The sequence below is a fragment of the Pseudomonas sp. PS02288 genome (assembly GCF_029959715.1).
In the GTDB taxonomy this organism is placed as follows: Bacteria; Pseudomonadota; Gammaproteobacteria; order Pseudomonadales; family Pseudomonadaceae; genus Pseudomonas_O; species Pseudomonas_O kuykendallii.
This window is the reverse complement of the sequence record NZ_JASCPA010000022.1, coordinates 15861-39770: the sequence shown is the minus strand read 5'-3', so window position 1 is coordinate 39770 and position 23910 is coordinate 15861. Positions and strand designations below refer to the sequence as shown.

The window sequence follows — 23910 nt, the reverse complement described above, 5'->3', positions numbered from 1 at the left end:
CCCATGTTGCTATCCCTAGAACCTCGCGGTCGCCAGTCCCGCGCCATGCTCTGGCTGTCGCCGCTGCTCGCCGGCGTGCTGACCCTGGCCAGCGGCACCCTGCTGTTCGCCATCCTCGGCCATCCGCCGCTGGAAACCTTCAAGGTGCTGCTGATCGACCCGGTCTCCGACTTCTACGGGGTCTCCGAGCTGCTGGTGAAGGCGCTGCCGATCCTGCTCTGCGCGCTCGGCCTGGCGGTGGCCTACCAGGCGCGCATCTGGAACATCGGCGCCGAAGGCCAACTGTTGATCGGCGCCCTCGCCGGCAGCGCGCTGGCGGTGCACATCATCGACTGGGAGAGCCGCTGGGCGCTGACCCTGGTACTCGCCGCCGGCACGCTCGCCGGCGCGGCCTGGGGCGGCCTGGCGGCTTGGCTGCGGACGCGCTTCAACGCCAACGAAATCCTCACCACCATCATGCTCAACTACATCGCCCTGAACCTGCTGCTGTTCTTCGTGCACGGGCCGCTGAAGGACCCGGCCGGCTTCAACTTCCCGGAATCCGCGACCTTCGGCGATGCCAGCCGGCTGCCGGCGGTGTTCGAGGACGGCCGCGTCCACGCCGGCCTCTACTTCGCCCTGCTGGCGCTGGTGGCGGTCTGGGTGCTGCTGCAGAAGAGCTTCGTCGGCTTCCAGATCAAGGTGCTCGGCCTGGACAAGCGCGCGGCCGGCTTCGTCGGTTTCCGCGAGCGCCGGCTGGTCTGGCTGGCGCTGCTGATCAGCGGCGGCCTGGCCGGCCTGGCCGGGGTCGGCGAGGTCACCGGGCCGATCGGCCAACTGGTGCCGCAGGTGTCGCCAGGCTACGGCTACGCGGCGATCACCGTGGCCTTCCTCGGCCGCCTGAACCCGATCGGCATCCTCTTCGCCGGCCTGCTGATGGCCCTGCTCTACCTCGGCGGCGAGAACGCGCAGATGGCCGCCAACCTGCCGCAATCGATCACCCAGCTGTTCCAGGGCATGGTGCTGTTCTTCCTGCTCGCCTGCGACGTGCTGATCCTCTACCGCCCGCGGCTGAAGCTGAAATGGGCCAAGCGCGCGGCGCTGCAGAAGGCGGCCGCGTGATGCGCCTGCCCGTCGCCCCCTACGAACTCGCGGAGTAACCATGGACATCGACCTGCTGACCAATATCTTCTACGCCATGGTGCGCACCGGAACGCCGCTGCTGCTGGTCGCCCTCGGCGAGCTGGTGTGCGAGAAGAGCGGCGTACTCAACCTCGGCCAGGAAGGCATGATGCTGTTCGGCGCGGTGATCGGCTTCATCGTCGCCTTCTCCAGCGGCAGCCTCTGGCTCGGCGTGCTGTGCGCCTGCCTGGCGGGTGTGCTGCTCTCGCTGCTGTTCGCCTTCGTCGCCCTCGGCCTGTCGTCGAACCAGGTCGCCACAGGCCTGGCGCTGACCATCTTCGGCGTCGGCCTGTCGTCGTTCATCGGTGCCGCCTGGGTCGGCAAGCCGCTGGCCGGCTTCGAGCCGGTGGCCATTCCGCTGCTCAGCGAAATCCCGCTGATCGGGCGCATGCTGTTCGGCCAGGACCTGCTGGTCTATCTGTCCTTCGCGCTGTTCGCGCTGGTCGCCTGGGTGATCCTCAAGAGTCGTGCCGGCCTGATCATCCAGGCGGTCGGCGAGAACCCCAACGCGGCCAGCGCCATGGGCCTGCCGGTGCTGCGCGTGCGCACCCTGGCGGTGATGTTCGGCGGCGCCATGGCCGGCCTCGCCGGCGGCTACATGTCCCTCGCCTACACGCCGATGTGGGCGGAGAACATGACCGCCGGACGCGGCTGGATCGCCTTGGCGCTGGTGGTGTTCGCCAGTTGGCGGGTGTTCCGCGTGGTGCTCGGCGCCTGGCTGTTCGGCCTCGCCAGCATCCTCCACCTGGTGGCCCAGGGCATTGGCCTGGCGATCCCCGGCAACCTGCTGGCGATGCTGCCCTACGTGGCGACCATCGTGGTGCTGGTGGTGCTCTCCCGCGATGCGATCAAGACCCGCCTGTACGCGCCGGTTTCCCTCGGCCAGCCGTGGAAAGCCGGGCACTGACCGCGTCGCCCACTCCACCTTCCGCGCTCTGCCGGTGCGCGCGGCGCACCCTACGGATTTTCGCCCGACGCAAATGTGGGTGGGGTCGATTGCCGGTCTCGATGGGATGGTCGCTGCGCTCCTCGAGTCCACACCCCACGGGGCTTGCCGTCGTAGGGTGCGCCATGCGCACCTTCCGCGGTCTGCCGCACGGCGCCCCTACGGCTTCGATGTGCGCAGCGGCAGCAGCTGCGCCACGCCCCAGGCGATCTCCGCGAGCAGGAACGGCAGCAGGATCAGGCTCGCGCCCTGGCTCAGGGCGTAGGCCTGCCAGAGGGCGAACAGCACCCGCCCGGCGGCGTCGTAGCGGCCCAGGCGCACCTGCGGATCGCGGATGCGCAGCACCGCCCAGACGCAGACGATCGAGCCCATCAGGTTGGCCATCAGCAGCTGCACAGGCCCGAATTCGCCCAGCTCGCCGGGAATCCCGAAACGCGCGGCGATGGCCGCCAGAACGCCGTGCAGCAGGACGAAGGTCCAGGGCGTGGCGAAGGCGGCGCTGACGATCAGGTCGTACCAGGCGCTGGCGCGAACCAGCTGGCGATAGTGTTGCGTGCTCCACATGGGCGAATCCTCGGATGAAAGAGCGCGCAGCCTGGAGCCTGGAGTAAGCTCCAGGGTCAAGCCCTCTTCCGGAGTCCCGCCATGCGCATCGGCGAACTGGCGCAAAGCACCGCGGTGAGCCGCGACAGCCTGCGTTTCTACGAACGCCTCGGGCTGATCGGTTCGCGCCGCAGCGCCAACGGCTATCGCGACTACCCGCTGCAGGCCCGCGAGCTGGTGCTCTACATCAAGACCGCGCAACGCCTGGGTTTCAGCCTGGCCGAGATCGGCAGCAACCTGGCCGGCGTGCAGAGCGCCAGCGACCCGGACGCCGCCGTGCGCGTCCTGCTCGGCGACAAGCTGGCGCGGGTCGACCAGCAGATCGATGAGCTGCAGCAACTGCGCGCGGAATTGCAGACACGCCTGGGCAACGACTGCCCGCTGGGCCGCGACGAAGGGCCGGGCTGAATGCGCCCGATCGCCAAACAACCCGCTCCCACAGTCGAGGCCAACGACGGCCAGACGCAGACGAGGGCACTACCCTGGAAAGCCTGATCAAGCTGTTCCCCTGGCTGCGCGCGGTAAACCGCAGCAGCTGGAGCCCGGACCTCGGCGCCGGCCTGCTCGGCGCGGTGCTGGCGCTGCCGCAGGGCGTCGCCTTCGCCACCCTGGCCGGGCTGCCGCCGCAGTACGGCGTGTACGGCGCGGTGCTGCCGTGCATCATCGCGGCGCTGTTCGGCTCCAGCCGGCACGTGGTGACAGGACCGAACAACGCCAACTCGCTCGCCCTGTTCGCGGCGCTGTCGCCGCTGGCGGCGGCCGGCTCGCCGCAGTACATCGACCTGGCCCTGGCGGTGACGGTGATGGTCGGCCTGCTGCAACTGCTGGTGGGCGCCTTCCGCCTCGGCGCGCTGGCCAATTTCATCTCGCCCTCCGTGCTGCTGGGGTTCATGTCCGGCGCGGCGGTGCTGATCGGCCTGTACTCGCTCAAGGATTTCTTCGGCATCGTGCTGCCGCGCGACGGCTCGCCGTACTTCCTGCTGCAGTACATCCTCCAGCACCCGACCGCCATTCACTGGCCGACGCTGGGCATCGGTCTGCTCTCGCTCGGCGCGACCCTGCTGCTGCGCCGGCTGCGGCCGCGCTGGCCGTACATGCTGGCGGGCCTGCTGGCGGGCTGCCTCGCGGCGTTCGTCATCGACTGGCTGAAGCCCGGCCTGCACGCCGGCATCAGCACGGTGGGCGCGATGCCCTCGGCGCTGCCGCCGTTCCATTTGCCGGACGTCAGCTTCACCGACCTGGCCAACCTGTCGTCGATCGCCGTCGCGCTGACCCTGGTCGCGCTGGGCCAGTCGCTGTCGATCAGCAAGGCACTGGCGCAGCGTTCCGGGCAGCGCATCGACGTCAACCGCGAGTTCATCGGCCAGGGCCTGGCCAACGGCATCGGCGGCTTCTTCTCCTCCTACGTGTCCTGCGGCTCGCTGAACCGCTCGCTGCCCAGCTACGAGGCCGGCGCGCGCACGCCGCTGGCGGCGGTGTTCTCGGCACTGCTGCTGGTGCTGCTGGTGAGTTTCGGCGGCACCCTGATCGCGCAGATTCCGCTGGCGGCGATCGCCGCGATGCTGCTGCTGGTGGCCTGGAACCTGGTCGATGGCGCGCGCTGGCGGCACGTCCTGCGCACCAGCCGCAGCGAGGCGCTGGTGGCCGCGGTGACCTTCATGGCGACCCTGACCATCCCGCTGGACCGCGCGGTGCTGCTCGGCACGCTGGTCTCGCTGATGGTCTACCTGTATCGCTCGGCGCATCCGGCGGTGCGCGTGCTGCTGCCCGACCCGAACGATCCGGGCCGCCGCTTCACGCCGCTGGAAGACCTGCAACCGGTGCCGGAGGAGTGCCCGCAGCTCAAGCTGGTGCGCATCGAAGGTTCGATCTTCTTCGGCGCCGCCGCGCACGTCGGCGACTACCTGCAGCAGTTCCGCGACCGGCACCCGCAGCAGAAGCACGCGCTGTTCATGACCAAGAGCATGAATTTCATCGACCTTGCCGGCAACGACCTCTGGGAACACGAACTGAAGCAGCGCCGCAGCATGGGCGGCGACCTGTACTTCCACCGCCCGCGCGCGCCGGTGCTGGAGCTGTTCGCCCGCAGCGGGCTGCTCGGCCGCCTCGGCCGCGACCATGTGTTCGCCTCCAAGGACCAGGCGCTGAAGGCGATCTACCCGCACCTGGACTCGGCGATCTGCCGCACCTGCAACGCGCGCGCCTTCACCGAATGCGCGCAGCGCGCCGCGCAGGCCCCGGACACGGGCGCGCCGCTGATCGCCCGCGAGTGAAAGGCCGCCGCCAAGGGATGACAACGCACGGCGAAGCCCTTATCTTCGCCGCGCCCTCCATCAAGAAGGCACCTGGATCAGCAGACAGGAAAACTGAGCTGGCTAACCTGAACCCACACGTCAGAGGAGCCGGCCCATGGCTGCTACCCGCATCTGGATCAAGAACCCCCTCGCCCTGTTCACCGCCACGACCTCCACCGCCGCCGGCGGCCTGGTGATCGAGGACGGCGTCATCGTGCAACTGCTGGCCGCCGGGGAAGCGCCCGCCGCGCCCTGCGGGCAGGTCTTCGACGCCCGCGAGCACGTCGTGCTGCCGGGGCTGATCAACACCCACCATCACTTCTACCAGACGCTCACCCGCGCCTGGGCGCCGGTGGTCAACCAGCCGCTGTTCCCCTGGCTGAAGACGCTCTACCCGGTGTGGGCGCGGCTGACGCCGGAAAAGCTCGCCGTGGCCAGCAGCGTGGCGCTGACCGAGCTGCTGCTCTCCGGCTGCACCACCGCGGCGGACCATCACTACCTGTTCCCCGACGGCCTGGAAGAGGCCATCGACGTGCAGGTCGAGGCGGTCCGCGCGCTGGGCATGCGCGCCGTGCTCACCCGTGGCTCGATGAGCCTCGGCGAGAAGGACGGCGGCCTGCCGCCGCAGCAGACGGTGCAGCAGGGCCAGGTGATCCTCGACGACAGCCTGCGGCTGATCCGCCGCTACCACGAGCGCGGCGACGGCGCCCGGGTGCAGATCGCCCTGGCGCCCTGCTCGCCGTTCTCGGTGACCACCGAGATCATGAGCGCCAGCGCCGCGCTGGCGGAGGCCGAGGACGTGCGCCTGCACACCCACCTCGCCGAGACGCTGGACGAGGAGGACTTCTGCCTGCAGCGCTTCGGCCTGCGCACCGTGGACTATCTGGACAGCGTCGGCTGGCTCGGCCCGCGCACCTGGCTGGCCCACGGCATCCACTTCAACCCGGACGAGATCGCCCGCCTGGGCGCCGCCGGCACCGGCATCTGCCATTGCCCGAGCTCGAACATGCGCCTGGCCTCGGGCATCTGCCCGACCCTGGAGCTGGAAGCGGCCGGCGCGCCGATCGGCCTGGGCGTCGACGGCTCGGCCTCCAACGACGCCTCCAACATGATCCTCGAGGCCAAGCAAGCGCTGTACCTGCAGCGCCTGCGCTACGGCGCCGAGCGGATAACCCCGGAACGGGCGCTGGGCTGGGCCACGCGCGGTTCGGCGAAGCTGCTCGGACGCCACGACATCGGTGAGCTGGCAGTCGGCAAGCAGGCCGACCTGGCGCTGTTCAGGCTCGACGAACTGCGCTTCTCCGGCAGCCACGACCCGCTCTCGGCGTTGCTGCTGTGCGGCGCCGACCGCGCCGACCGGGTGATGGTTGGCGGCCAGTGGCGGGTGATCGACGGCCAGGTCGAAGGCCTCGACCTGCCGCAGCTGATCGCCCGCCACCGCAAAGCCGCCGGAGCACTGATCGCCGGCTGAAGCGGCCGCCCGATGGCGGGGCAGCCCCTGGTCCAGGCGCCGTAGGGGGATGACGCCGTTTTCATCCACCGTTACGGCGCCCGGTGGATCGATGAAGCGCGATCCACCCTACAAAGCACCAACCCGCTTGCGTAGGGTGGATGACGCTCTTTTCATCCACCGCCACACCGCCTGGTGGATCGATGAAGCGCGATCCACCCTACGGTTGGTCGCGCCTTACCCGCTGCCCAGCAGCAACCCCGCCAGCGCGCCGGCGGCCAGCAGCCACAGCGGGTGGACGCGGGTGAAGACGTCGAACAGCGCCACCATCAGCGCGATGGCGAACAGCAGCCAGCTGGTCGCCGTGGCCTGCACCAGCAGCAGCGCACTGGCGGCGACCAGGCCGATGGTCACCGGCAGCAGGCCGGCCTGTACGTGGCGGCGCCAGGGGTGATCCCTGAAGCGCTGCCACAGGTGCAGGACGAACAGGATCAGCAGCGACGAGGGGATGAACTTGGCCAGCGAGGCCACCAGCATTCCGCTCCAGCCGGCGACATGCCAGCCGATCAGCGGCACCACCATCATGTTCGGTCCCGGCGCCGCGCGGGCCAGGGCGAACAGCGCACCGAAGTCGGCGGCGGACATCCAGTGATGCACGTCCACCACCTGCCGCTGCATCTCCGGCAGCACCGTGTTGCCGCCACCGAAGGCCAGCAGCGAGAGCTGGGTGAAGATGATCGCCAGGGCAAGCAGCGTCTCGCTCACCGGCCGCGCCCCGCGGCAATCAGCACGCTCAACGGCGTCAGCACCAGCATCACCCCCAGCAGCGGCAACTGCAGCACGCCGAGCGCGACGAAGGCCAGCAACGCGACGCCGATGGCCACCGGCTGGCCGCGCAGCGGCCTGGCCATCTTCACCGCCATCGACACCATCAGCCCGGCCGCGGCCGCGGCGAGCCCGGCGAACAGGTGGCGGATGTGCGGGTCGTCGTGGAAGCGCTCGTAGATCACGCCGAGGCCGATGACGATGGCCGTAGGCCCGGCCACCAGCCCGAGCAGCGCAGCCAGCGCCCCGGCGACGCCCTGGAAGCGCGCGCCCACGGCCACCGAGAGGTTGATGATGTTGCCGCCGGGCAGGAACTGGCAGAGCCCGAGCAGCTCGGTGAACGCCTCCTCGCCGAGCCAGCGCCGGCGCTCCACCAGGGCGCGGCGCGCCAGCGGCAGGGCACCGCCGAAGGAGGTCAGGCCGAGGCCGAGAAAACCGAGGAACAGCGCGGTGCAACTCGGCCGCTGCGTTGCCGTGGTGGGTTCAGGTTCGCTCAAGCGATGTCTCCGCAATAAAGGTCGGGCCGCCTGCCGCTCACGCCGCCGCGGCCTTGTGGTCGGTGCGCCAGTTGCGCCACTGGTAGATCAGCGTGCCGAGCAGCGCGTAGCCCGCGGCCATCGCCAGCAGCACCAGGATGTGCGGGCCTACGGCGCCCAGCGGCAGGTCCATCTGGTTCATTTCCGCCACCGCGCGGATGGTCCAGGTCGACGGAATCGCGTTGGCCAGCAGCAGCACCCAGTCGGGCATCGCCTGCGGCGGCCAGGTGTAGCCGGCGAGGTAGAACAGCGGCAGGGTGACGAAAGTGAGCGTCAGGTACACCGCCTCCTCCGAGGGCAGCAGTTCGGCGAGGAACTCGCTGAACGCCAGCACCGCCAGCAGGAATGGCAGGACGATGCCCAGCAGCGCCCAGAACGGCGAGGTCTGGCGGAAGCCGAAGATGTACGGCCAGATCACGTAGAGCAGCATCGCCAGGACGATCCAGATCAGCAACTGCGCCGCGTAGCGTCCCAGCCGGGTGGACAGCGGCTGACGCAGCGAGCGTGGCGTACCGCCACGCAGGTTGAGGCTGACCCGCGTGCTCGACAGCAGTAGGCCGTGCTGCAGGATCAGCGTGACCAGCCCCGGCAGGACGATGGCGGCGAAGCTGGCGCCGGGGTTGTACAGATCGACCAGGCGCGCCACCAGCGGATCGAGCAGGGTCTGCGTCTGCACCGCGGAAAAACCGCTGCGCGCGAGCAGCTCGCCGTTGTGGTCGCGCAGCAGTTGGTTGTAGGTGGCGCTGATGTCCTGCTGAATCTGCCCGTTGGCGATGCGGTTGGTGGCGTCGCCGAACACCGGGACCACCAGCTGTTCGCCGCGCAGCAGGCGCTTCTCGAAATCCACCGGGATGACGATCACCGCGAAGAGCTGGCGCCAGGCCAGGTCGGCCTGCGCCGCGGGCAGGTCGGCATAGGCGCGCACGCCGATCTTCGGCGCCGCGTCGAGCATCCGCGCCAGTTCGCGGCTGGCGCTGCTGTGGTCCATGTCGATCACCGCCACCGGCAGGTCGTCGATGGTGCGCCCCAGGTAGGGCGTGGAGGCGAAGCACACGGTGAGCACCAGCAGCAGCCAGAGCGGCTTGCCCAGCATGTTCTTCAGACTCTGCCGCAGGACGTTCCAGAAGTTTTCCATGGGCTCCTCGCTACGCCGGACTGAAATCGAGGCGCTTGCGCAGCCGCTGCTTGGCGATCATGTAGGTGACCAGCGGATACAGCGACAGCTTGAGGCAGGCGTAGGCGCCCGAGTTGGCCGGCGCCTCGCGGAGGAACTGGTCGAACAGCCCGTTCAGGCAGTGGGTCAGCGGCTCGAGGTAGCTGATCGCCTGGGCCGGCAGCGGCATCGCCAGGGTCGGGATGAGCACGCCCGAATAGGTCTGCGCGATGCCGATCAGCATGCCCACCAGCGAGTAGGCGGAAAAGCGGTTGGCGGTGAAGATGAACAGCAGCAGCCCGATCGCCTGCGCGGCGACGACGTAGCAGAGGGTGATCGCCAGCATCCAGCCGACGCTGCCCTTGATCACCGCGCCGTTGAGCACCACCAGCAGGAACAGCTCGACCATCAGCAGCGTCGAGAACAGCAGCGTGTAGGGCGCCAGCTTGCCCAGCAGGCGCACGCCGAGCGCCTTGGCACGCAGAATGTGCGGCGAGCTGGCGCGCAGCTCGGGCGCCTCGCGGGCGAGCACATGGATGGTGGCGATGATCACGAACAACTGCAGCAGGTGCACGATGGCGGCGAACTGCTGGTAGTAGATGTAGTTGCCGCTGGCGTTGTAGAGGCTCTCGAAGCTCACGCTGACGCTGGCCAGGCTCGGCACCGGCTTGCCCATGCCGGCGGCGAGCACCGGGCGCACCTGCTGGTCGAGCAGCGCGGCGAGGCCACCGAAGTCCTGCGTCGAGTAGAAGCCGGCGGCGTAGAACAGCGAGTTGTAATAGAACTGCACGCTCGGGCGGCGCCCGGCGAGCACGTCCTTCTCGAAATCACGCGGGACGTAGAGCAGGCCGTACTGATCGGCTGCCTGCATGTGCCGCAGCGCCTCCGGCAGCCCGGCGGTCTGGGTCACCAGCTGCGCATGGGGGCCGGCGTCGAGCTGGCGCAACAGCTGCCGCGACAGGCTGCTGTGGTCCTCGTCGACCACCGACACGGGCATGTCCTGCAGGGTGCCGGCCTTGTAGATGCCGCTGATCACCACGAACAGCAGCAGCGGCCAGATCCACCCGAGCCAGTGGATGGTCCAGCTGCGCGTCGCCAGCCGGGTCTCGGTGTTGAACGCCTGGACGAAGCGCCAGGCGTCGCGCTTCAGTTGGTCGACCAGTGCCACAGCGCGCTCATCCCCGGGCGCAGCCCTTCGACCGGTTGTTCGGGGTACAGCCGCACTTCGAAGGTCTTGAGGTCGAAGTCGCCGGTGGCGCGGGTCGCGCGCTTGGTGGCGAAGTCGCCCAGGGGCGCGATGTAGCCGACCTTGGCCTGCACCTCGCGGTCGCCCAGCGCCGGCACCCGCAGGGCGACGAGGTCGCCCTTGCGCACCCCGGCGAGGATGTCCTCGCGCAGGTTGAAGACGAAGTAGCTCTGCGACAGGCGCACCAGGGTCAGCAACGGGCTGTAGGCATTCACCAGGGTGCCCTGCTCGGCGGGGATCGAACCGACCTCGCCGTCCACCGGGGCGCGCACCTGCAGGTCGTCGGCCTGCGCCTGAAGCTGCTGCAGCTGTGCCTCGGCGCCGGCCAGCGCGGCGGACAGCGCCTCGCGGCGCTCGTCGCGATCGCCGCTTTCGCCCTTGGCGAGGTTGGCGCGGGCGCTGTTGACCTGCTCGCGGGCGACGTCGCGCTGGCGCCGCGCGTCGTCCAGCTGGCTGGCCGGGTAGAACCCCTTCGACGCGAGTTCGGAGAGCCGCTGGAAGTCGCGCTCGGCGTTGCGCAGCGTGGTTTCCGCCTCCGAAACCCCGGCGCGCAGCACCCGCAGGTCTTCCTCGCGGGTGCCGTTGTCGGACTCCTGGACCTGCGCCTGGGCCTCGGCGCGCGCCGCCTCCAGGCCGGCGACCTGGGCCTCGATCTCAGGGCTGGAAATGCTCACCAGCAGGTCGCCCTGCTTCACGTCGTCGCCGCGCTGCACGTGGAGGGTGGCGACGCGGCCGTGGGCCTTGGAGGACACCACGACGCTGATGGCGTCGGCTTCGCCCTGCAGCAGCAGCGGCTCGCGGTGCAAGCGCAGGTAAAGGGTGATGCCGACGATGCAGAGCAACAGCAGCGGCGCGAAGAGTTTCCATCCTTTCATTGAGCGGATTCCTTGAGCCTGCGGACGAGGGGTAGGCATGTTGCCTGCAAGACCACGATAGCCAAAGCGGCGGCAGGCGGGTGGCACTGACGAGCAAGCTGGCGGCGCCGATGGCGACCAGCCGGCACCCGGTCAGACGGGCGTCATGGGCCAGCCCGACCGCGATGCATCCAAACTCACGGTTCCTCGAAACACGCTCATCGAGCGCCAAACTACCCCAACCCGCCACTGCGGTCATCTGTCGCATCTTGTGAGGCCGGCTCCTAGAAGTGGACGTCGCGCGCCTCGCCCCTGTACAGCGCCGGCATCCGCGCCCAGCACCGCCGGCGCAGCTCGCGCGGGCTGTGTCCGAAGTGCTCGCGGACCATCCGGGAAAAGTGGCAGGGACTCTTGAAGCCGCACTGATAGGCGATGTCGGCCATGCTGCGGGTCGACTGGATCAGCAGTTCCTCGGCGCTGTTCAGGCGTACCTGCCAGAGGTACTGCATCGGCGGCATGCCCAGTTGCTCGTTGAACAGCCGGCTCAGGTGCTGGGCACTGAGGCAGGCGTAGGCGGCGATCTCGTCGAGGTTGCAGGGCGCCGCGTAGTGCCGCTCGATGTAGCTCTTCGCCCGTGCCACCGAGCGGTGCAGCGCGCCGGCGCGCTCCGGCAGCAGGCCGAGCTGGCGGAAACACTCGTAGAACACGCCCTTCGCCAGCACGTCGCGCAGCGCCTCGGCCTGGCCCGGCTGCTCCTTCTCCAGCTCCAGGCCCATGCCCAGCAGCGATTTCAGCCGCGCACTGGCGTCGAAGGCGCCGAAGCTGCGTTGCAGCAGGCGCTGGTTGTCCGGGGTGTCGAGGAATTCGCCGGTCTCGCACCAGCTCGCATGGCAGTGCAGATCGCCGGGAAAGCGCTGCAGCACCTTCTCGCGGCAATACACCAGGCAGGCCTGGCCGGCGTTCAGCTCGACGCACCGGCCGTCGATGTCCAGGCGGCTGCGCCCGGCGTCGATCATCGCCAGCCACAGATAGGGGCCGCGCAACGGGCCGTAACTGCCGCCGCGCTCGTAGGTGGTTTCGCCGAAACGAAACAGCTGGTCTTCGGTGAACAATTTCATCGCACGCATGGCCTCGTCGGCTTTTTGCCGATCAGCCGATCAAGTTGCGTGCCAGTAACGGAAATTGACTGGTATGAACACGCTCTTGGCTGCAGCCGGGCAATCGGCCTGCGACGGATTGTCCGTTCCCCGGGCACTTCCTAGTGTCGGGCCACCTTGATCGACGTGCCCGGTGCCCCATGAAAAACAGAAGAATCAGAACCGCCCTCGCCCTCCTCCCCCTGCTGCTGGCGGGCCACGCCCTGGCCGAGAGCGCGGCGCCGCTGAAGATGGATTTCGTCTACAGCGGCCTGGCAAGCAATCCGGTGGGCTGGGTGCACGGCCATGAACTCGCCCGGCAGACGCTGCAGCGGGAAATACCCACGCTGAAGACCGGCTATGTGGAAAAGGTCAGCGGCAACAGCGACGCGCAGAGCGTGCTGCGCCAATTGGCACGCCAGGGCAGCCAGGTGATCGTCGGTGCCTCGTTCAACTTCATGAACCCGCTGATGCAGGCGGCCAAGCAGAATCCCGACGTGATCTACCTCTGCGCCTCCTGCTACAAGCAGGCGCCCAACGTCGGCAACTACCTGGCCGCCACCTACCAGGGCCGCTTCATCGCCGGCATCCTCGCCGGCCACATGAGCAAGACCGGTATCGCCGCCTACGTCGGCAGCTACCCGTTGCCGGAGGTGATCCGCGAGGTCAACGCCTTCCTCCTCGGTATGCGCACGGTCAACCCGCAGGCGACCCTGCGCGTGGTCTGGGTCAACACCTGGGACGACCCGCAGAAGGAGATGGAGGCGGCGCAGCTGCTGATCGGCCAGGGTGCCGACGTGCTCACCGCGCACAACGACAGTGCGTCAGTGGTGATGGCCGCGGAGCGCGCCGGGGTCTACAGCGTCGGCTACGGCTCGGACATGAGCAGCTTCGGCCCGAAGGGGCAGCTCACCGCCATCGTGCAAAACTGGGCGCCGTACTTTCGTCAGCAGGTCCGGGCGATCGCCGCCGGAACCTTCAAGAGCGGCGACTACTGGGGCGACGTGGCCGATGACGTGGTAACCCTTTCGCCGTTCAACGCCGCGATCCCGCAGGCCGCGCAGGACGATGCCAACGCCATGCTCGAACAGCTGCGCGAACGCCGCCGCGACGTCTTCGTCGGCCCGCTCCGCGATCAGGGCGGCAAGGAGGTGGTCGCCGCCGGCGTCACCCTCGGTCACGCCGAACTGGCCAGGATGAACTACTTCGTCGAAGGCGTGACCGGGAGCCTGCAATGAGCGCACGCGCGGACAATGCCTTCGACCAGTGGTACATGCTGGCCATAAGTGACGAGCTGGCCCCACAGCAGGCGCGCCGCTATCAGTTGCTCGGCCTGCCGGTCGTGCTCTGGCGTGGCGAGCACGAGGCGCGCGCCTGGCTCGACCAGTGCCCGCACCGCGGCGCCGCGCTGTCGCTCGGCGCGGTAAGCGGCGAGAGCCTGGCCTGCCCGTACCACGGCTGGCAGTTCGACGCCGCCGGCCGCTGTCGCCACTACCCCGCGCACCCCGGCCGCGAACCGTCGGAGCAGGCCCGGGTACGCAGCTTCCACTGCCTCGAGCAGGACGGCTGCCTGTGGGTCTGCCCGGGCACGCCGCGGCGACCGCCGCCGCGCCTGCCGGAGGTCGGCGATCCGGCCTACCGCAGCCTGCTGGTCTGCGAAACCACGGTGGCGGCGAATGCCTACCGAGTGATCGAGAACTTCCTCGACATGGCGCACTTCGGCTTCGTCCACCCCGGCACCCTGGGCGCCGGCGACGACGGGGAAATCGCCGCGTACCGCCTCGAAACCCATGACGACGGCTTCATCGCCCGCGACTGCCGGGTGATCCAGCGCCAGGGCAACCTGCAGGCGCAAGGTCCGTCGGAGGTGCTCTACGACTACGAGCTGATCGCCCTGACCAGCGCGGTGCTGCACAAGAAGGGCGCGGACGGCGCCCGCGCCTCCGACGTGATCCGCCTGTTCGTGGTGCCGCTGGACGAGGAGCGCAGCCAGTTGCGCATGCACCTGAGCTACGACTACGTCGAGGCGGTGAGCGAGGCGGACGTGATCGCCTTCAACCGGAGCATCCTGCAGGAAGACGTGCCGATCCTCGAGTCGCAGCGGCCGGTGCGGTTGCCGCTGCATACCACGCTGGAAGTCAGCCAGCCGGCGGACCTCAGCAGCATCCAGTACCGGCGGCACCTGAAGCGCCTGCAGATCGGCTATGGCGTCTGCTGACGACCGCCGCACGCGGCCCGAGCGTTCAAAGCCCCAGCAGCGACAGCATGATGAAGGTGGCGAACAGCACGAAGTGGGTCATGCCCTCGATGGCGTTGGTCTCGCCATCGTTGAGGTTGATCGCCGCGACGATCAGGGTGATGAGCACCATCACCGTCTGCACCGGCGTCATCGCCATCTCGAACGGCTGGCCGGTGTACAGCGCCATGGCCTCCATCACCGGCACGGTGAGGATCACCGTCGACAACGAGGCGCCGAGGGCGATGTTGACCACCGACTGCATGCGGTTGGCCAGCGCGGCGCGCAGGGCCGTGAGAATTTCCGGGCTGGCGGAGATCGCCGCCACCAGGATCGCGGCGATCACCGGCGGCGCGCCGCTGCCCTCCAGGCCGGTGCTCAGCGCCTTGGACATCACCTCGGCGAGGGCGCCGATCACCACGACGCCCACGCAGAGCATCGCGATCGACAGGCTGCGGCTGCCACCGGCGGGGTGTTCGGCGGCGCCGCCCTTGCGCACCTTCTTCTCCGGGTAGCTGTAGCTGAAGAAGTAGCTGTGCGCGCCGACCTGCATGCGCAGGAACACGCCGTAGAGCACCAGCATCGCGCCGATGGTGAAGATCGAGTAGAGGTGCCACTTCTCGCTGGGAATGAACTCCGGCACCACCATGGAGATGCCCATGGCGGTGAGGATCATCACGCTGTAGGTACGCGCGGAATCGTCGTTGTACGGTTGCTCGCCGTGCTTGAAGCCGCCGAGCAGCGCGGCCAGACCGAGGATGCCGTTGAGGTCGAGCATCACCGCCGCGTAGATGGTGTCGCGCACCAGCGTCGGCGACGGCTCGTGGCTCATCAGGATGGCCAGGATCACCACCTCGACGAGCACCGCGGAGAGCGTCAGGATCATCGTGCCGTAGGGATCGCCGACCTTTTCCGCGAGCACTTCGGCGTGGTGGGCGACGCGCATCGAGGCGCAGACGATGGCGCCGATCAGCACGCCGGCGGTGATCAGCGCGCTGCTGCGACCGGCGTCCAGCAGCGTGCCTTCCAGGGCGTAGGCGGCAATCGTGGCGACGATCGCCAGCAGGGTCAGTTTCTCGTCTCGGAGCAGCGCAAGCATGGTGGCCGGAATCCTTGTTGATCGATGATCGCCACGCACCAGTGCATGGCGGCCTGTGCTTCCCATGCACCAGCCCGGCCCATCGCGCTTCGCGCGAGGCCGGGTTCGCGGGCGCGCTAACGGCGCCGCCGGGTTATTTGTCTAGTTGGTCAGCTTTTTGCAATCATCCGGCAGCCCCAGGGCCGACACGCAAAACATACGAACAAGGAGCCTCACCCATCATGCAGAAGAAGTCGAAGAAAACCATGCTGCGCGCACTCGTCGCCGCCCTCGGATTCAGCGCCACACTCGGGGCCTACGCCTCCGATCCGCTGAAGGTCGGCTTCGTCTACGTCGGCCCGGTTGGAGACCACGGCTGGACCTACCAACACGAACTGGGCCGCCGCGCGGTCGCCGAGAAATTCGGCGACAAGGTCGAGACCAGCTTCGTCGAGAACGTCGCCGAAGGCGCCGACGCCGAACGCGTCATCCGCAACATGGCCAAAGGCGGTTACGACCTGATCTTCACCACCTCGTTCGGCTACATGAACCCGACCGCCAAGGTTGCCAAGCAGTTCCCCAAAGTGGTGTTCGATCACGCCACCGGCTACAAGCAGGACAAGAACCTCGGCACCTACCTGTCGCGCTCCTATGAAGGCCGCTACGTCGGCGGTTTCCTCGCCGCCAAGATGACCAAGAGCAAGGTCGTCGGCTACGTCGCCTCGATGCCGATTCCGGAAGTCATCCGCGACATCAACTCGATCCAGCTGGCGTTGGACAAGTACAACCCCGGCACCGAAATCAAGGTCGTGTGGGTCAACTCCTGGTTCGATCCGGGCAAGGAAGCCGACGCCGCCAACGCCCTCATCGACCAGGGCGCCGACGTGATCTTCCAGCACACCGACAGCCCCGCGCCGATCCAGGCCGCCGAGCGTCGTGGCGTCTACTCCATCGGCTACGCGTCGGACATGGCCCACTTCGGCCCGAAAGCCGTGCTGACCTCCATCGTCAACAACTGGGCGCCCTACTACATCAAGGAAACCCAGGCGGTCATGGACGGCACCTGGAAATCCGAGGACTTCTGGGGCGGCCTGCATGACGACACCATCGAGCTGCCGATCAGCGACCTGGTGCCGGCCGACGTGAAAGCCGAAGCCGAAACCATCATCGCCAACATCAAGGACGGTTCCTTCCACCCGTTCACCGGTCCGATCAAGGACCAGGCCGGCACCGTGCGCATTCCCGCCGGCGTCACCGCCAGCAATGCCGACCTCGCCGGCATGAACTTCTACGTGCAAGGCATCAAGGCCGAGCTACCGAAGTAAGCCCCCGCCTGGCCGACCGGGGCGGCCAGGCACGATTACCGCGCGCGGCGCCACCCGGCGTTCCGCGCACCGTTCACGCTTCACGCTTCACGCTTCACGTCGAGGAAACGCCAGCCGCCACGCGCGGCGCGCGTCCGGGAAGGCCATGCCGCCGCCCGGCGCCTCGTCGGAATCGATTGATGCCTCGCGAATGACGAGGCCAAACTTGCGAAAATCGCCAGAAGTCGTGCCGTCCCTCCTCGTCGACGGGGAGAACCGCACACAGGGGCCGGACCATTCCGTCCGACCTCAAATCGCTGCCCGGTACGAGAAGACTCGCAGCACCCGCTTTTCGGAGCACACATGAACTCACTCCCGATCATCGACATCAGCCCCCTCTACGGTCCGGACGAAAGCGCCTGGGCCGACGTCGCCCAGCAGATCGACGCCGCCTGCCGCGACTTCGGATTCCTCTATATCAAGGGCCATCCGATCCCGGCCGAGCGCATCGAAGCGCTGCTCACCGCCGCCCGGACCTTCTTCGAGAGCCCGCTGGAAGAGAAGCTGAAGATCGACATCACGCAGACCAGCCACCACCGCGGCTACGGGGCCATCGCCACCGAGCAGCTCGACCCGGCACTGCCCAGCGACCTCAAGGAAACCTTCGACATGGGCCTCGACCTGCCCGCGTCGCATCCCGACGTGCTGGCCGGCAAACCGCTGCGCGGAACCAACCGTCACCCGCAGCAGGACGGCTGGCGCGAGCTGTTCGAGCAGCATTACAACGACATGCAGGACCTGGCCAAGACCCTGCTGCGCGCCATCGCCATGGCCCTGGACATCGAGCGCGACTTCTTCGACAAGCGCTTCGAGCAGCCGGTCAGCGCCTTCCGCGTGATCCACTACCCGCCGCGCCAGACCGCCACCAGCCCCGACCAGCAGGGCGCCGGCGCGCACACCGACTACGGCTGCGTGACGGTGCTCTATCAGGACCCGGCCGGCGGCCTGCAGGTGCAGAACGTCGACGGCGAATGGATCGACGCGCCCTACGTCGAGGGCACCTTCGTGATCAACATCGGCGACATGATGGCGCGCTGGAGCAACGACCGTTACAAGTCGACCCCGCACCGGGTGATCAGCCCGCTGGGCGTGCACCGCTACTCGATGCCGTTCTTCGCCGAGCCGCACCCGGACACGGTGGTCGCCTGCTTGCCGAACTGCTCCGACGCCAGCAACCCGCCGAAGTACCCGACGACTACCTGCGCCGAATGGCTGCTGTCGCGCTTCGCCGCGACCTACGCCTACCGTCGCGAGCTGGAAGCCGAAGCCGTCTGACGGCGATCTCCGGGAGCGTCGCCGCGCTCCCGGACCACCACGGCGCGGCCCTTTACCGCGCCTCGGTTGGTAAACTGGCAAAAACCGCCTGAGAGAGCCCCCCATGTACGACTGGCTGAACGCCCTGCCCAAGGCCGAACTGCACCTGCATCTTGAGGGTTCGCTGGAGCCCGAGCTGCTCTTCGCCCTGGCCGAGCGCAACAAGATCGCGCTGCCCTGGGGCGACGTGGAAAGCCTGCGTGGCGCCTACGCGTTCAACAACCTGCAGGAGTTCCTCGACCTCTACTACCAGGGCGCCAACGTGCTGCGCCATGAACAGGACTTCTACGACCTGACCTGGGCCTACCTGGAAAAGTGCAAGGCGCAGAACGTCATCCACACCGAACCCTTCTTCGACCCGCAGACCCACACCGACCGTGGCGTGCCCTTCGAGGTGGTGCTCGACGGCATCGCCGGCGCGCTCAAGGACGGTCGCGACAAGCTGGGCATCAGCAGCGGGCTGATCCTCAGCTTCCTGCGGCACCTGAGCGAGGACGAAGCCCAGGCCACCCTCGACCAGGCCCTGCCGTTCCGCGACGCCTTCGTCGCCGTCGGCCTGGACAGCTCCGAAGTCGGCCATCCGCCGAGCAAGTTCCGCCGCGTGTTCGACCGCGCCCGCGCCGAGGGCTTCCTCACCGTCGCTCATGCCGGAGAGGAAGGCCCGCCCGAATACATCTGGGAAGCGCTGGACCTGCTCAAGGTCAGCCGTATCGACCACGGCGTGCGCGCCGCGGAAGACCCGAAACTGATCGAGAGACTGATCGACGATCAGATTCCGCTCACCGTGTGCCCGCTGTCCAACACCAAGCTCTGCGTGTTCGACGACATGAGCCAACACAACATCCTCGAGTTGCTCGAGCGCGGCGTGAAGGTGACGGTGAATTCGGACGACCCGGCCTACTTCGGCGGCTACGTCACGGAGAACTTCCAGGCCCTGCACGAGAGCCTCGGCATGACCCAGGACCAGGCCAGGCGCCTGGCGCAGAACAGCCTGGACGCGCGCCTGGCGTAACCCCGCCAGCGGTGCGCGCGGCGCACCCTACAACACCCGTAGGGTGCGCCGTGCGCACCAAGGGCACCGAACGGCGCTGCGACTCAGTGCTTGTGCTCGCCGTCCATCTTCATCCCCGCCGCCGGCGCATCCGCCTGAACCGCCACCTCGACCTGCACGTCGCCGGCCTTTTCGAAGTGCAGCGTCAGCGGGAAGCGCTCGCCCAGCGCCGGATGCTTGTTCAGCTCGAAGAGCATCACGTGGTAGCCGCCGGGAGCGAAGCGGGCTTCGCCACCGACCGGCACGTCCACGGCCTGCACCTGCTGCATCTTCATCATCCCGTCCGCGCCGTGCACGTGCTCGTGCAGTTCGGCGCGGGCGGCGATCGGGGTGTCGGCGCCGAGCAGGCGGTCGGCGGTCTTGCCTTTGTTGTGCACCACGAAATAGGCGGCGATGGTCGGCGCCACCGGCGGCATCGCGCGCGACCACGGGTGGTCGATGTGCAACTGGCCGACCTCGTATTCATGGGCGGCGGCGTTCAGGGCGCAGGCACAGAGCGTGGCCAGCAGGAGAGCTTTCTTCAGCATGGTGAATCCTCGAAATCGGAAAACGGGCGCCTTGTGGCGCGGATCGCGGTCGCAGCGGCGCTGCGCGGTCAGCAGGTAATCAGCCGAGGAAGAGCGGGGAGGCGCGCGGATTGGCCGAGGGCCAGACATCGCGCGGCGCGGCCGACGTGCGCGGGGGGATGGCGGAGGACGTGACGTCCACAGCCGCGGGGGCGACCAGGCGCCAGAGGCTGCCCGACGCCGAAGGGCTGTCGCCGGCCGAGCAAAGTGGGCATTGCAGATCGGCGAGCAGGGGCGTCGAACGGTCGCCGCCTTCCTTCAGCGCTGCGCCGGAGTTACCCAGCGCCGAACAGAAGCCGCCACCGACGCCGGCGAGGTCGAAGCCGCTCATCTGCCCACGGTGCAGGCTGCTGGCGAATGCGCCGAGCAGAACGCTGAACAGCAGCGCCCCGAGCAGCGACGCGGAATGGCGGCGGGAGAAGGTCATGCCGGCGACTCTACCACCCGACCCGAAAGCGGCAAATGACCTGCCGCAGGCTCCGCACTCACGCCGCGAAGGGCGCGTTGGCCAGCAGCGCCTGGCAGTGCCGCGCCACGTGCTCGCGCAGCAGGTGCACCGCACGGTTGAGCTGGGCGCGGTGCGCGCAGATCAGGTTCAGCGGCGCCGCGTCGCCCGGCATGCCCGAAAGCAGCACACGCAGCCGGCCGGCCTGAACGTCGGCGGCGACATCCAGCCAGGACTTGTAGACCAGCCCGCGCCCGGCCAGCGCCCAGCGGCGCACCACGTCGGCATCGTCGCTGCTGCGGTCGCCGCTCACCGTCACGCCGCGTTCGCGGCGGCCATCGCTGAAGCTCCAGCGGTCGTGCAGCCGCCCGGCGATCATGTAGAGCAGGCAGTTGTGTGCGCCGAGGTCCTCCAGGCGACGCGGCTCGCCGTGCGCGGCCAGGTACTCGGGCGACGCGCAGAGCACCCGGCGGTTGCCCGGCGCCACCGGCAGCGCGACCAGACTGGAATCCTCCGGCGCGCCGTAGCGCAGGGCGATGTCCACCGGCTGGCGGAACAGGTCGGCATTGCGGTCGCCCAGCAGCAGGCGCAGTTGCAGCTGCGGATGCGCCCGCTGGAAGGTGTCGAGCCAGGGCAACAGCAGGTTGCGCCCGAGGTCGGAAGGCGCCGAGAGCTGCAGCAGGCCGCCGATCTCGGCGCGCCCGCTGAGCAACAGGTCACGCCCCTCGGCGAGGTTCTGCAGCGCGTTGCGGGCGAACACGAGGTACTGCTCGCCTTCCGCGGTCAGCCGCAGGCTGCGGGTGGAGCGGGTGAATAGCCGGCTGGCCAGCTCCTGCTCCAGGCGCTTGAGCGCGGCGCTGGCCACAGCCGGCGACAGATCGAGCAGCCGCGCGGCGGCGAACAAACTGCCCAGCTCGGCGGTACGGACGAACACCTGCAAGTCATCCAGACGAAGCATTTTCAATTCCACGTTGAAACAGACTTTATTCCTACCGGGTTTTTACAATCCCGAAAATAGGCGAGCATGCCTTCACTTCGAAAAACCTCACGGGAGAACCCTCATGAAAGCCATCGCCTACACCCAGTCGCTGCCCATCGACGATCCGCAATCGCTGCAGGACATCGAGCTGCCCGAGCCCACGCCCGGCCCGCGCGACCTGCTGGTGGAGGTGCGGGCGATCTCGGTGAACCCGGTGGATACCAAGATCCGCCGCAACGTGCAGCCCGAGGCGGGCCAGCCCAAGGTGCTCGGCTGGGATGCGGCCGGCGTGGTCAGGGCGGTCGGTGCCGAGGTCAGCCTGTTCAAGGTTGGCGACGAAGTGTTCTACGCCGGCGCGCTGGACCGCCCGGGCGCCAACAGCGAGCTGCACCGGGTCGACGAACGCCTGGTCGGGCACCGCCCGCGGTCGCTGGACTTCGCCCAGAGCGCGGCGCTGCCGCTGACCGCGATCACCGCCTGGGAACTGCTCTTCGAGCGTTTGCAGATCGCCGAGGGCGAGGCCTCGCGCGGGCAGAGCCTGTTGATCGTCGGTGCCAGCGGTGGCGTCGGTTCGATCCTCACCCAGCTGGCCGCCAGGCTTACCGGGCTGACGGTGATCGGCAGCGCCTCGCGGCCGCAAACCCAGGAATGGGTGAAGAGCCTCGGCGCGCACCACGTCATCGACCACAGCAAGCCGCTGGCCGAAGAGCTCCAGCGCATCGGCGTCGGCCAGGTCACCCACGTCGCCAGCCTGACCCACACCGACCAGCACCTGGCGCAGATCGTCGAAGCGCTCGCCCCGCAGGGCAAGCTGGCGCTGATCGACGACCCGGAATCGCTGGACATCCGCCAGCTCAAGCGCAAGAGCCTGTCGCTGCACTGGGAGTTCATGTACACCCGCTCGCTGTTCCAGACCGACGACATGATCGAGCAGCACAGGCTTCTCGAGCGGGTTTCCGGGCTGCTCGACTCGGGCGTGCTGCGCACCACCGTCGGCGAGCATTTCGGCCGCATCGACGCCGCCAACCTGCGCCGCGCCCATGCCCTGCTGGAGAGCAACAGGTCGGTGGGCAAGATCGTGCTGGAAGGCTTCTGAGGGCCACGGTGGAGAGCGGCGTTTCGTCGGCTGCTTGACTCAGGTCAGCGGCTGCCGGGGATTCGCGCCTAACCTGCAGATTCCACCTTTTCGGGAGGTTATGGCATGAAGATCTCGGTCCGCGACACCGGAACCCCCTCGAGGCGCTGGCAGGTGCAACTCGACGGCTTCGCCGTGCAGTTTCGCAACGAAGCGGAAGCCCGCCAGTTCGTCAGCACCCTGCAAACGCGCCTGAACGCCCCGCACCCGCTGCCGCACAGGCTGCTGCGCTCCGCCTGAGGGCGCATCCCCGAACGCCGCAGTCGCCCTCCGGACGGCTGCGGCGTTTTCGTGTCCGGACTATTCGTTCGACGGGTGCGCGAGGGTGGTCTCCAACTGCCCGCTGAACCAGGCCAGCACCGCCGCGATCAGCCCGCAGAGCGCGATGACCGACGCCATCGGAACCGCGCTGCCATCGTGCAGCGCGCCGATCAGCCAAGAGGCGCCAGCGGCCACGGCGAACTGCAGGCTGCCCATCAGCGCCGATGCGCTGCCGGCGTGCTGGCCCTGCTTGGCCATGGCGCAGGCGGACGCGTTGGGGATGATGCAACCCAGGCTGGCCATGCCGATGAACAGCGGCACCATCAGTACCCACAACTGGGCCGGGCGGAACAGCGCCAGCAGCAACAGCGCCGCGCCGGCGAAGAAGTACAACCACACCAGCCGGCGCAGCCAGAAACTCGGCCCACGCAGGCGCAGCAGCCGCGCGTTGATCTGCGCGGCGAGGATGAAGCCCGCCGCATTGCTGCCGAACAACCAGCCGTAATGCTCGGCCGGCACGTCGTAAAGCTCGATGAAGACGAACGGCGACCCGGCGATGTAGGCGAACATCCCGGCCATCGCCACGCCGCCCGAGAGGCCGAAGGCGAGAAACTCGGGGTCGCGCAACAGGCCGAGGTAGCGCCGCAGGGTGCCGCTCAGGGGCGGACGGGGATGATCCGCGGAGAGGGTTTCCGGCAACCACAGCGCCACACCGGCCCCGGCCAGGGCGCCGAACAGGGTCAGGCAGACGAAGATCGAGGCCCAGCCGAAGCTGTTCAGCAGGAAACCGCCCGCGAAGGGCGCCAGGATCGGCGCCAGGCCCATCACCAGCATCAGTTGCGAGAACACCTTGGCGCCGTTCACCGGGTCGCACATATCACGCACCACGGCGCGGGAAATCACCATCCCGGCGCAACCACCAAGCGCCTGGACGAAACGCGCGGCGATCAGCCACTCCAGGCTCGGCGCCAGGGCGCAGGCAATGGACGCGAGGGTGAACAGGCCGACGCCGAACAACAGCGGCCCACGCCGGCCGAAGCGATCGGCCATCGGCCCGTAGCCCAGCTGGCCGATGGCCAGACCGGCGAAATAGGCCGCCAGGGACAGTTGCACATGCTCCACGTCGGTGCCGAAGGCGACCGCCATGGCGGGGAAACTGGGCAGGTAGAAATCGATGGCCATCGGCCCGAAGGCACTCAGGGAGCCGAGGATCAACAGCAGGCGTAACGGCATGCGTAGGCATCTCCAGGGGATACGGGATGCCCGCCGCGCGCGGA

At 68.4% G+C, this 23910-nt stretch carries 24 protein-coding genes; 12 read left to right on the top strand and 12 right to left on the bottom strand.

The window, feature by feature from the left end:
• The first annotated feature begins 3 nt into the window (after positions 1-3).
• Together QMX85_RS11050 and QMX85_RS11045 are read left to right on the top strand one after the other, a co-directional pair.
• Positions 4-1101 (top strand): ABC transporter permease, encoded by a 1098-nt coding sequence (locus QMX85_RS11050; protein WP_282340807.1) that lies wholly within the window; start codon positions 4-6, stop codon positions 1099-1101.
• A 40-nt stretch (positions 1102-1141) separates the two neighbouring features.
• On the top strand, positions 1142-2068 hold the full coding sequence (locus QMX85_RS11045) for an ABC transporter permease (protein WP_282340805.1): 927 nt from the start codon (positions 1142-1144) through the stop codon (positions 2066-2068).
• A 198-nt stretch (positions 2069-2266) separates the two neighbouring features.
• Here the strand turns inward: QMX85_RS11045 and QMX85_RS11040 are convergent, their stop codons facing one another.
• On the bottom strand, positions 2267-2671 hold the full coding sequence (locus QMX85_RS11040) for a hypothetical protein (protein ID WP_282340803.1): 405 nt from the start codon (positions 2669-2671) through the stop codon (positions 2267-2269).
• 81 nt (positions 2672-2752) lie between these two features.
• Between QMX85_RS11040 and QMX85_RS11035 the strand changes: the two genes are divergently transcribed.
• The 3 genes from QMX85_RS11035 (at position 2753) to QMX85_RS11025 (ending at position 6475) form a co-directional block, all read left to right on the top strand.
• Entirely contained in the window at positions 2753-3118 is a 366-nt protein-coding gene (locus tag QMX85_RS11035) for a MerR family DNA-binding protein (protein WP_282340801.1), read from the top strand.
• Between the two features lie 74 nt (positions 3119-3192).
• Complete coding sequence (locus QMX85_RS11030; RefSeq protein ID WP_282340854.1) at positions 3193-4983, top strand: SulP family inorganic anion transporter; 1791 nt, start codon at positions 3193-3195, stop codon at positions 4981-4983.
• A gap of 136 nt (positions 4984-5119) precedes the next feature.
• Positions 5120-6475, top strand: coding sequence for an 8-oxoguanine deaminase (locus QMX85_RS11025; protein ID WP_282340799.1), 1356 nt, complete (start codon positions 5120-5122; stop codon positions 6473-6475).
• A gap of 216 nt (positions 6476-6691) precedes the next feature.
• Here QMX85_RS11025 and QMX85_RS11020 read toward each other — a convergent pair whose 3' ends face one another.
• The 6 genes from QMX85_RS11020 to QMX85_RS10995 form a co-directional block, all read right to left on the bottom strand.
• A complete protein-coding gene (locus QMX85_RS11020) occupies positions 6692-7219 on the bottom strand; it encodes a chromate transporter (RefSeq protein WP_282340797.1) in 528 nt (175 codons plus the stop codon).
• Positions 7216-7776, bottom strand: a complete 561-nt coding sequence (locus QMX85_RS11015) for a chromate transporter (protein WP_282340795.1) — start codon at positions 7774-7776, stop codon at positions 7216-7218. The genes QMX85_RS11020 and QMX85_RS11015 overlap by 4 nt, the downstream gene beginning before the upstream one ends.
• A gap of 37 nt (positions 7777-7813) precedes the next feature.
• Positions 7814-8950 carry an ABC transporter permease gene (locus tag QMX85_RS11010; RefSeq protein WP_090225397.1) on the bottom strand — a complete coding sequence of 379 codons (1137 nt, stop codon included), beginning with the start codon at positions 8948-8950 and terminating at the stop codon, positions 7814-7816.
• A 10-nt stretch (positions 8951-8960) separates the two neighbouring features.
• Positions 8961-10136: an ABC transporter permease gene (locus QMX85_RS11005; protein ID WP_282340794.1), complete on the bottom strand. Its 1176-nt coding sequence runs from the start codon at positions 10134-10136 to the stop codon at positions 8961-8963.
• Positions 10115-11089, bottom strand: coding sequence for an efflux RND transporter periplasmic adaptor subunit (locus QMX85_RS11000; RefSeq protein ID WP_282340792.1), 975 nt, complete (start codon positions 11087-11089; stop codon positions 10115-10117). The genes QMX85_RS11005 and QMX85_RS11000 overlap by 22 nt, the downstream gene beginning before the upstream one ends.
• 263 nt (positions 11090-11352) lie before the next feature.
• Positions 11353-12186, bottom strand: coding sequence for a helix-turn-helix domain-containing protein (locus QMX85_RS10995; protein ID WP_282340791.1), 834 nt, complete (start codon positions 12184-12186; stop codon positions 11353-11355).
• 179 nt (positions 12187-12365) lie between these two features.
• Here QMX85_RS10995 and QMX85_RS10990 point away from each other — a divergent pair, with 179 nt between their 5' ends.
• Together QMX85_RS10990 and QMX85_RS10985 are read left to right on the top strand one after the other, a co-directional pair.
• Positions 12366-13442: a BMP family ABC transporter substrate-binding protein gene (locus QMX85_RS10990; protein ID WP_282340790.1), complete on the top strand. Its 1077-nt coding sequence runs from the start codon at positions 12366-12368 to the stop codon at positions 13440-13442.
• A complete protein-coding gene (locus QMX85_RS10985) occupies positions 13439-14422 on the top strand; it encodes an aromatic ring-hydroxylating dioxygenase subunit alpha (protein ID WP_282340788.1) in 984 nt (327 codons plus the stop codon). The genes QMX85_RS10990 and QMX85_RS10985 overlap by 4 nt, the downstream gene beginning before the upstream one ends.
• A 25-nt stretch (positions 14423-14447) precedes the next feature.
• On the opposite strand, the gene QMX85_RS10980 is transcribed toward QMX85_RS10985, so the two are convergent.
• Positions 14448-15539, bottom strand: a complete 1092-nt coding sequence (locus tag QMX85_RS10980; RefSeq protein WP_090225389.1) for a calcium:proton antiporter — start codon at positions 15537-15539, stop codon at positions 14448-14450.
• Between the two features lie 221 nt (positions 15540-15760).
• Here QMX85_RS10980 and QMX85_RS10975 point away from each other — a divergent pair, with 221 nt between their 5' ends.
• From QMX85_RS10975 to QMX85_RS10965, 3 genes are all read left to right on the top strand, one after another.
• Positions 15761-16843 carry a BMP family ABC transporter substrate-binding protein gene (locus QMX85_RS10975; protein WP_282340786.1) on the top strand — a complete coding sequence of 361 codons (1083 nt, stop codon included), beginning with the start codon at positions 15761-15763 and terminating at the stop codon, positions 16841-16843.
• 342 nt (positions 16844-17185) lie between these two features.
• On the top strand, positions 17186-18157 hold the full coding sequence (locus tag QMX85_RS10970) for a 2-oxoglutarate and iron-dependent oxygenase domain-containing protein (protein ID WP_282340785.1): 972 nt from the start codon (positions 17186-17188) through the stop codon (positions 18155-18157).
• Between the two features lie 103 nt (positions 18158-18260).
• Positions 18261-19208, top strand: a complete 948-nt coding sequence (locus QMX85_RS10965) for an adenosine deaminase (RefSeq protein ID WP_282340783.1) — start codon at positions 18261-18263, stop codon at positions 19206-19208.
• Positions 19209-19291: 83 nt separating this feature from the next.
• Here QMX85_RS10965 and QMX85_RS10960 read toward each other — a convergent pair whose 3' ends face one another.
• The 3 genes from QMX85_RS10960 to QMX85_RS10950 all read right to left on the bottom strand — a co-directional run bounded on the left by QMX85_RS10960 (position 19292) and on the right by QMX85_RS10950 (position 21216).
• On the bottom strand, positions 19292-19774 hold the full coding sequence (locus tag QMX85_RS10960; RefSeq protein ID WP_282340782.1) for a copper chaperone PCu(A)C: 483 nt from the start codon (positions 19772-19774) through the stop codon (positions 19292-19294).
• Between the two features lie 79 nt (positions 19775-19853).
• Entirely contained in the window at positions 19854-20240 is a 387-nt protein-coding gene (locus tag QMX85_RS10955; protein WP_282340780.1) for a DUF2946 family protein, read from the bottom strand.
• Between the two features lie 58 nt (positions 20241-20298).
• Positions 20299-21216: a LysR family transcriptional regulator gene (locus QMX85_RS10950; RefSeq protein ID WP_282340778.1), complete on the bottom strand. Its 918-nt coding sequence runs from the start codon at positions 21214-21216 to the stop codon at positions 20299-20301.
• 103 nt (positions 21217-21319) lie between these two features.
• On the opposite strand from QMX85_RS10950, the gene QMX85_RS10945 reads away from it, so the two are divergent.
• On the top strand, positions 21320-22333 hold the full coding sequence (locus QMX85_RS10945) for a zinc-binding alcohol dehydrogenase family protein (RefSeq protein ID WP_282340776.1): 1014 nt from the start codon (positions 21320-21322) through the stop codon (positions 22331-22333).
• Positions 22334-22438: 105 nt separating this feature from the next.
• Complete coding sequence (locus QMX85_RS10940; RefSeq protein ID WP_282340774.1) at positions 22439-22612, top strand: hypothetical protein; 174 nt, start codon at positions 22439-22441, stop codon at positions 22610-22612.
• A 60-nt stretch (positions 22613-22672) separates the two neighbouring features.
• Here QMX85_RS10940 and QMX85_RS10935 read toward each other — a convergent pair whose 3' ends face one another.
• The gene (locus QMX85_RS10935) at positions 22673-23866 is read right to left on the bottom strand and encodes a multidrug effflux MFS transporter (RefSeq protein ID WP_282340772.1); all 1194 of its coding nucleotides are present in this window, start codon (positions 23864-23866) and stop codon (positions 22673-22675) included.
• Between the last annotated feature and the right edge of the window lie 44 nt (positions 23867-23910).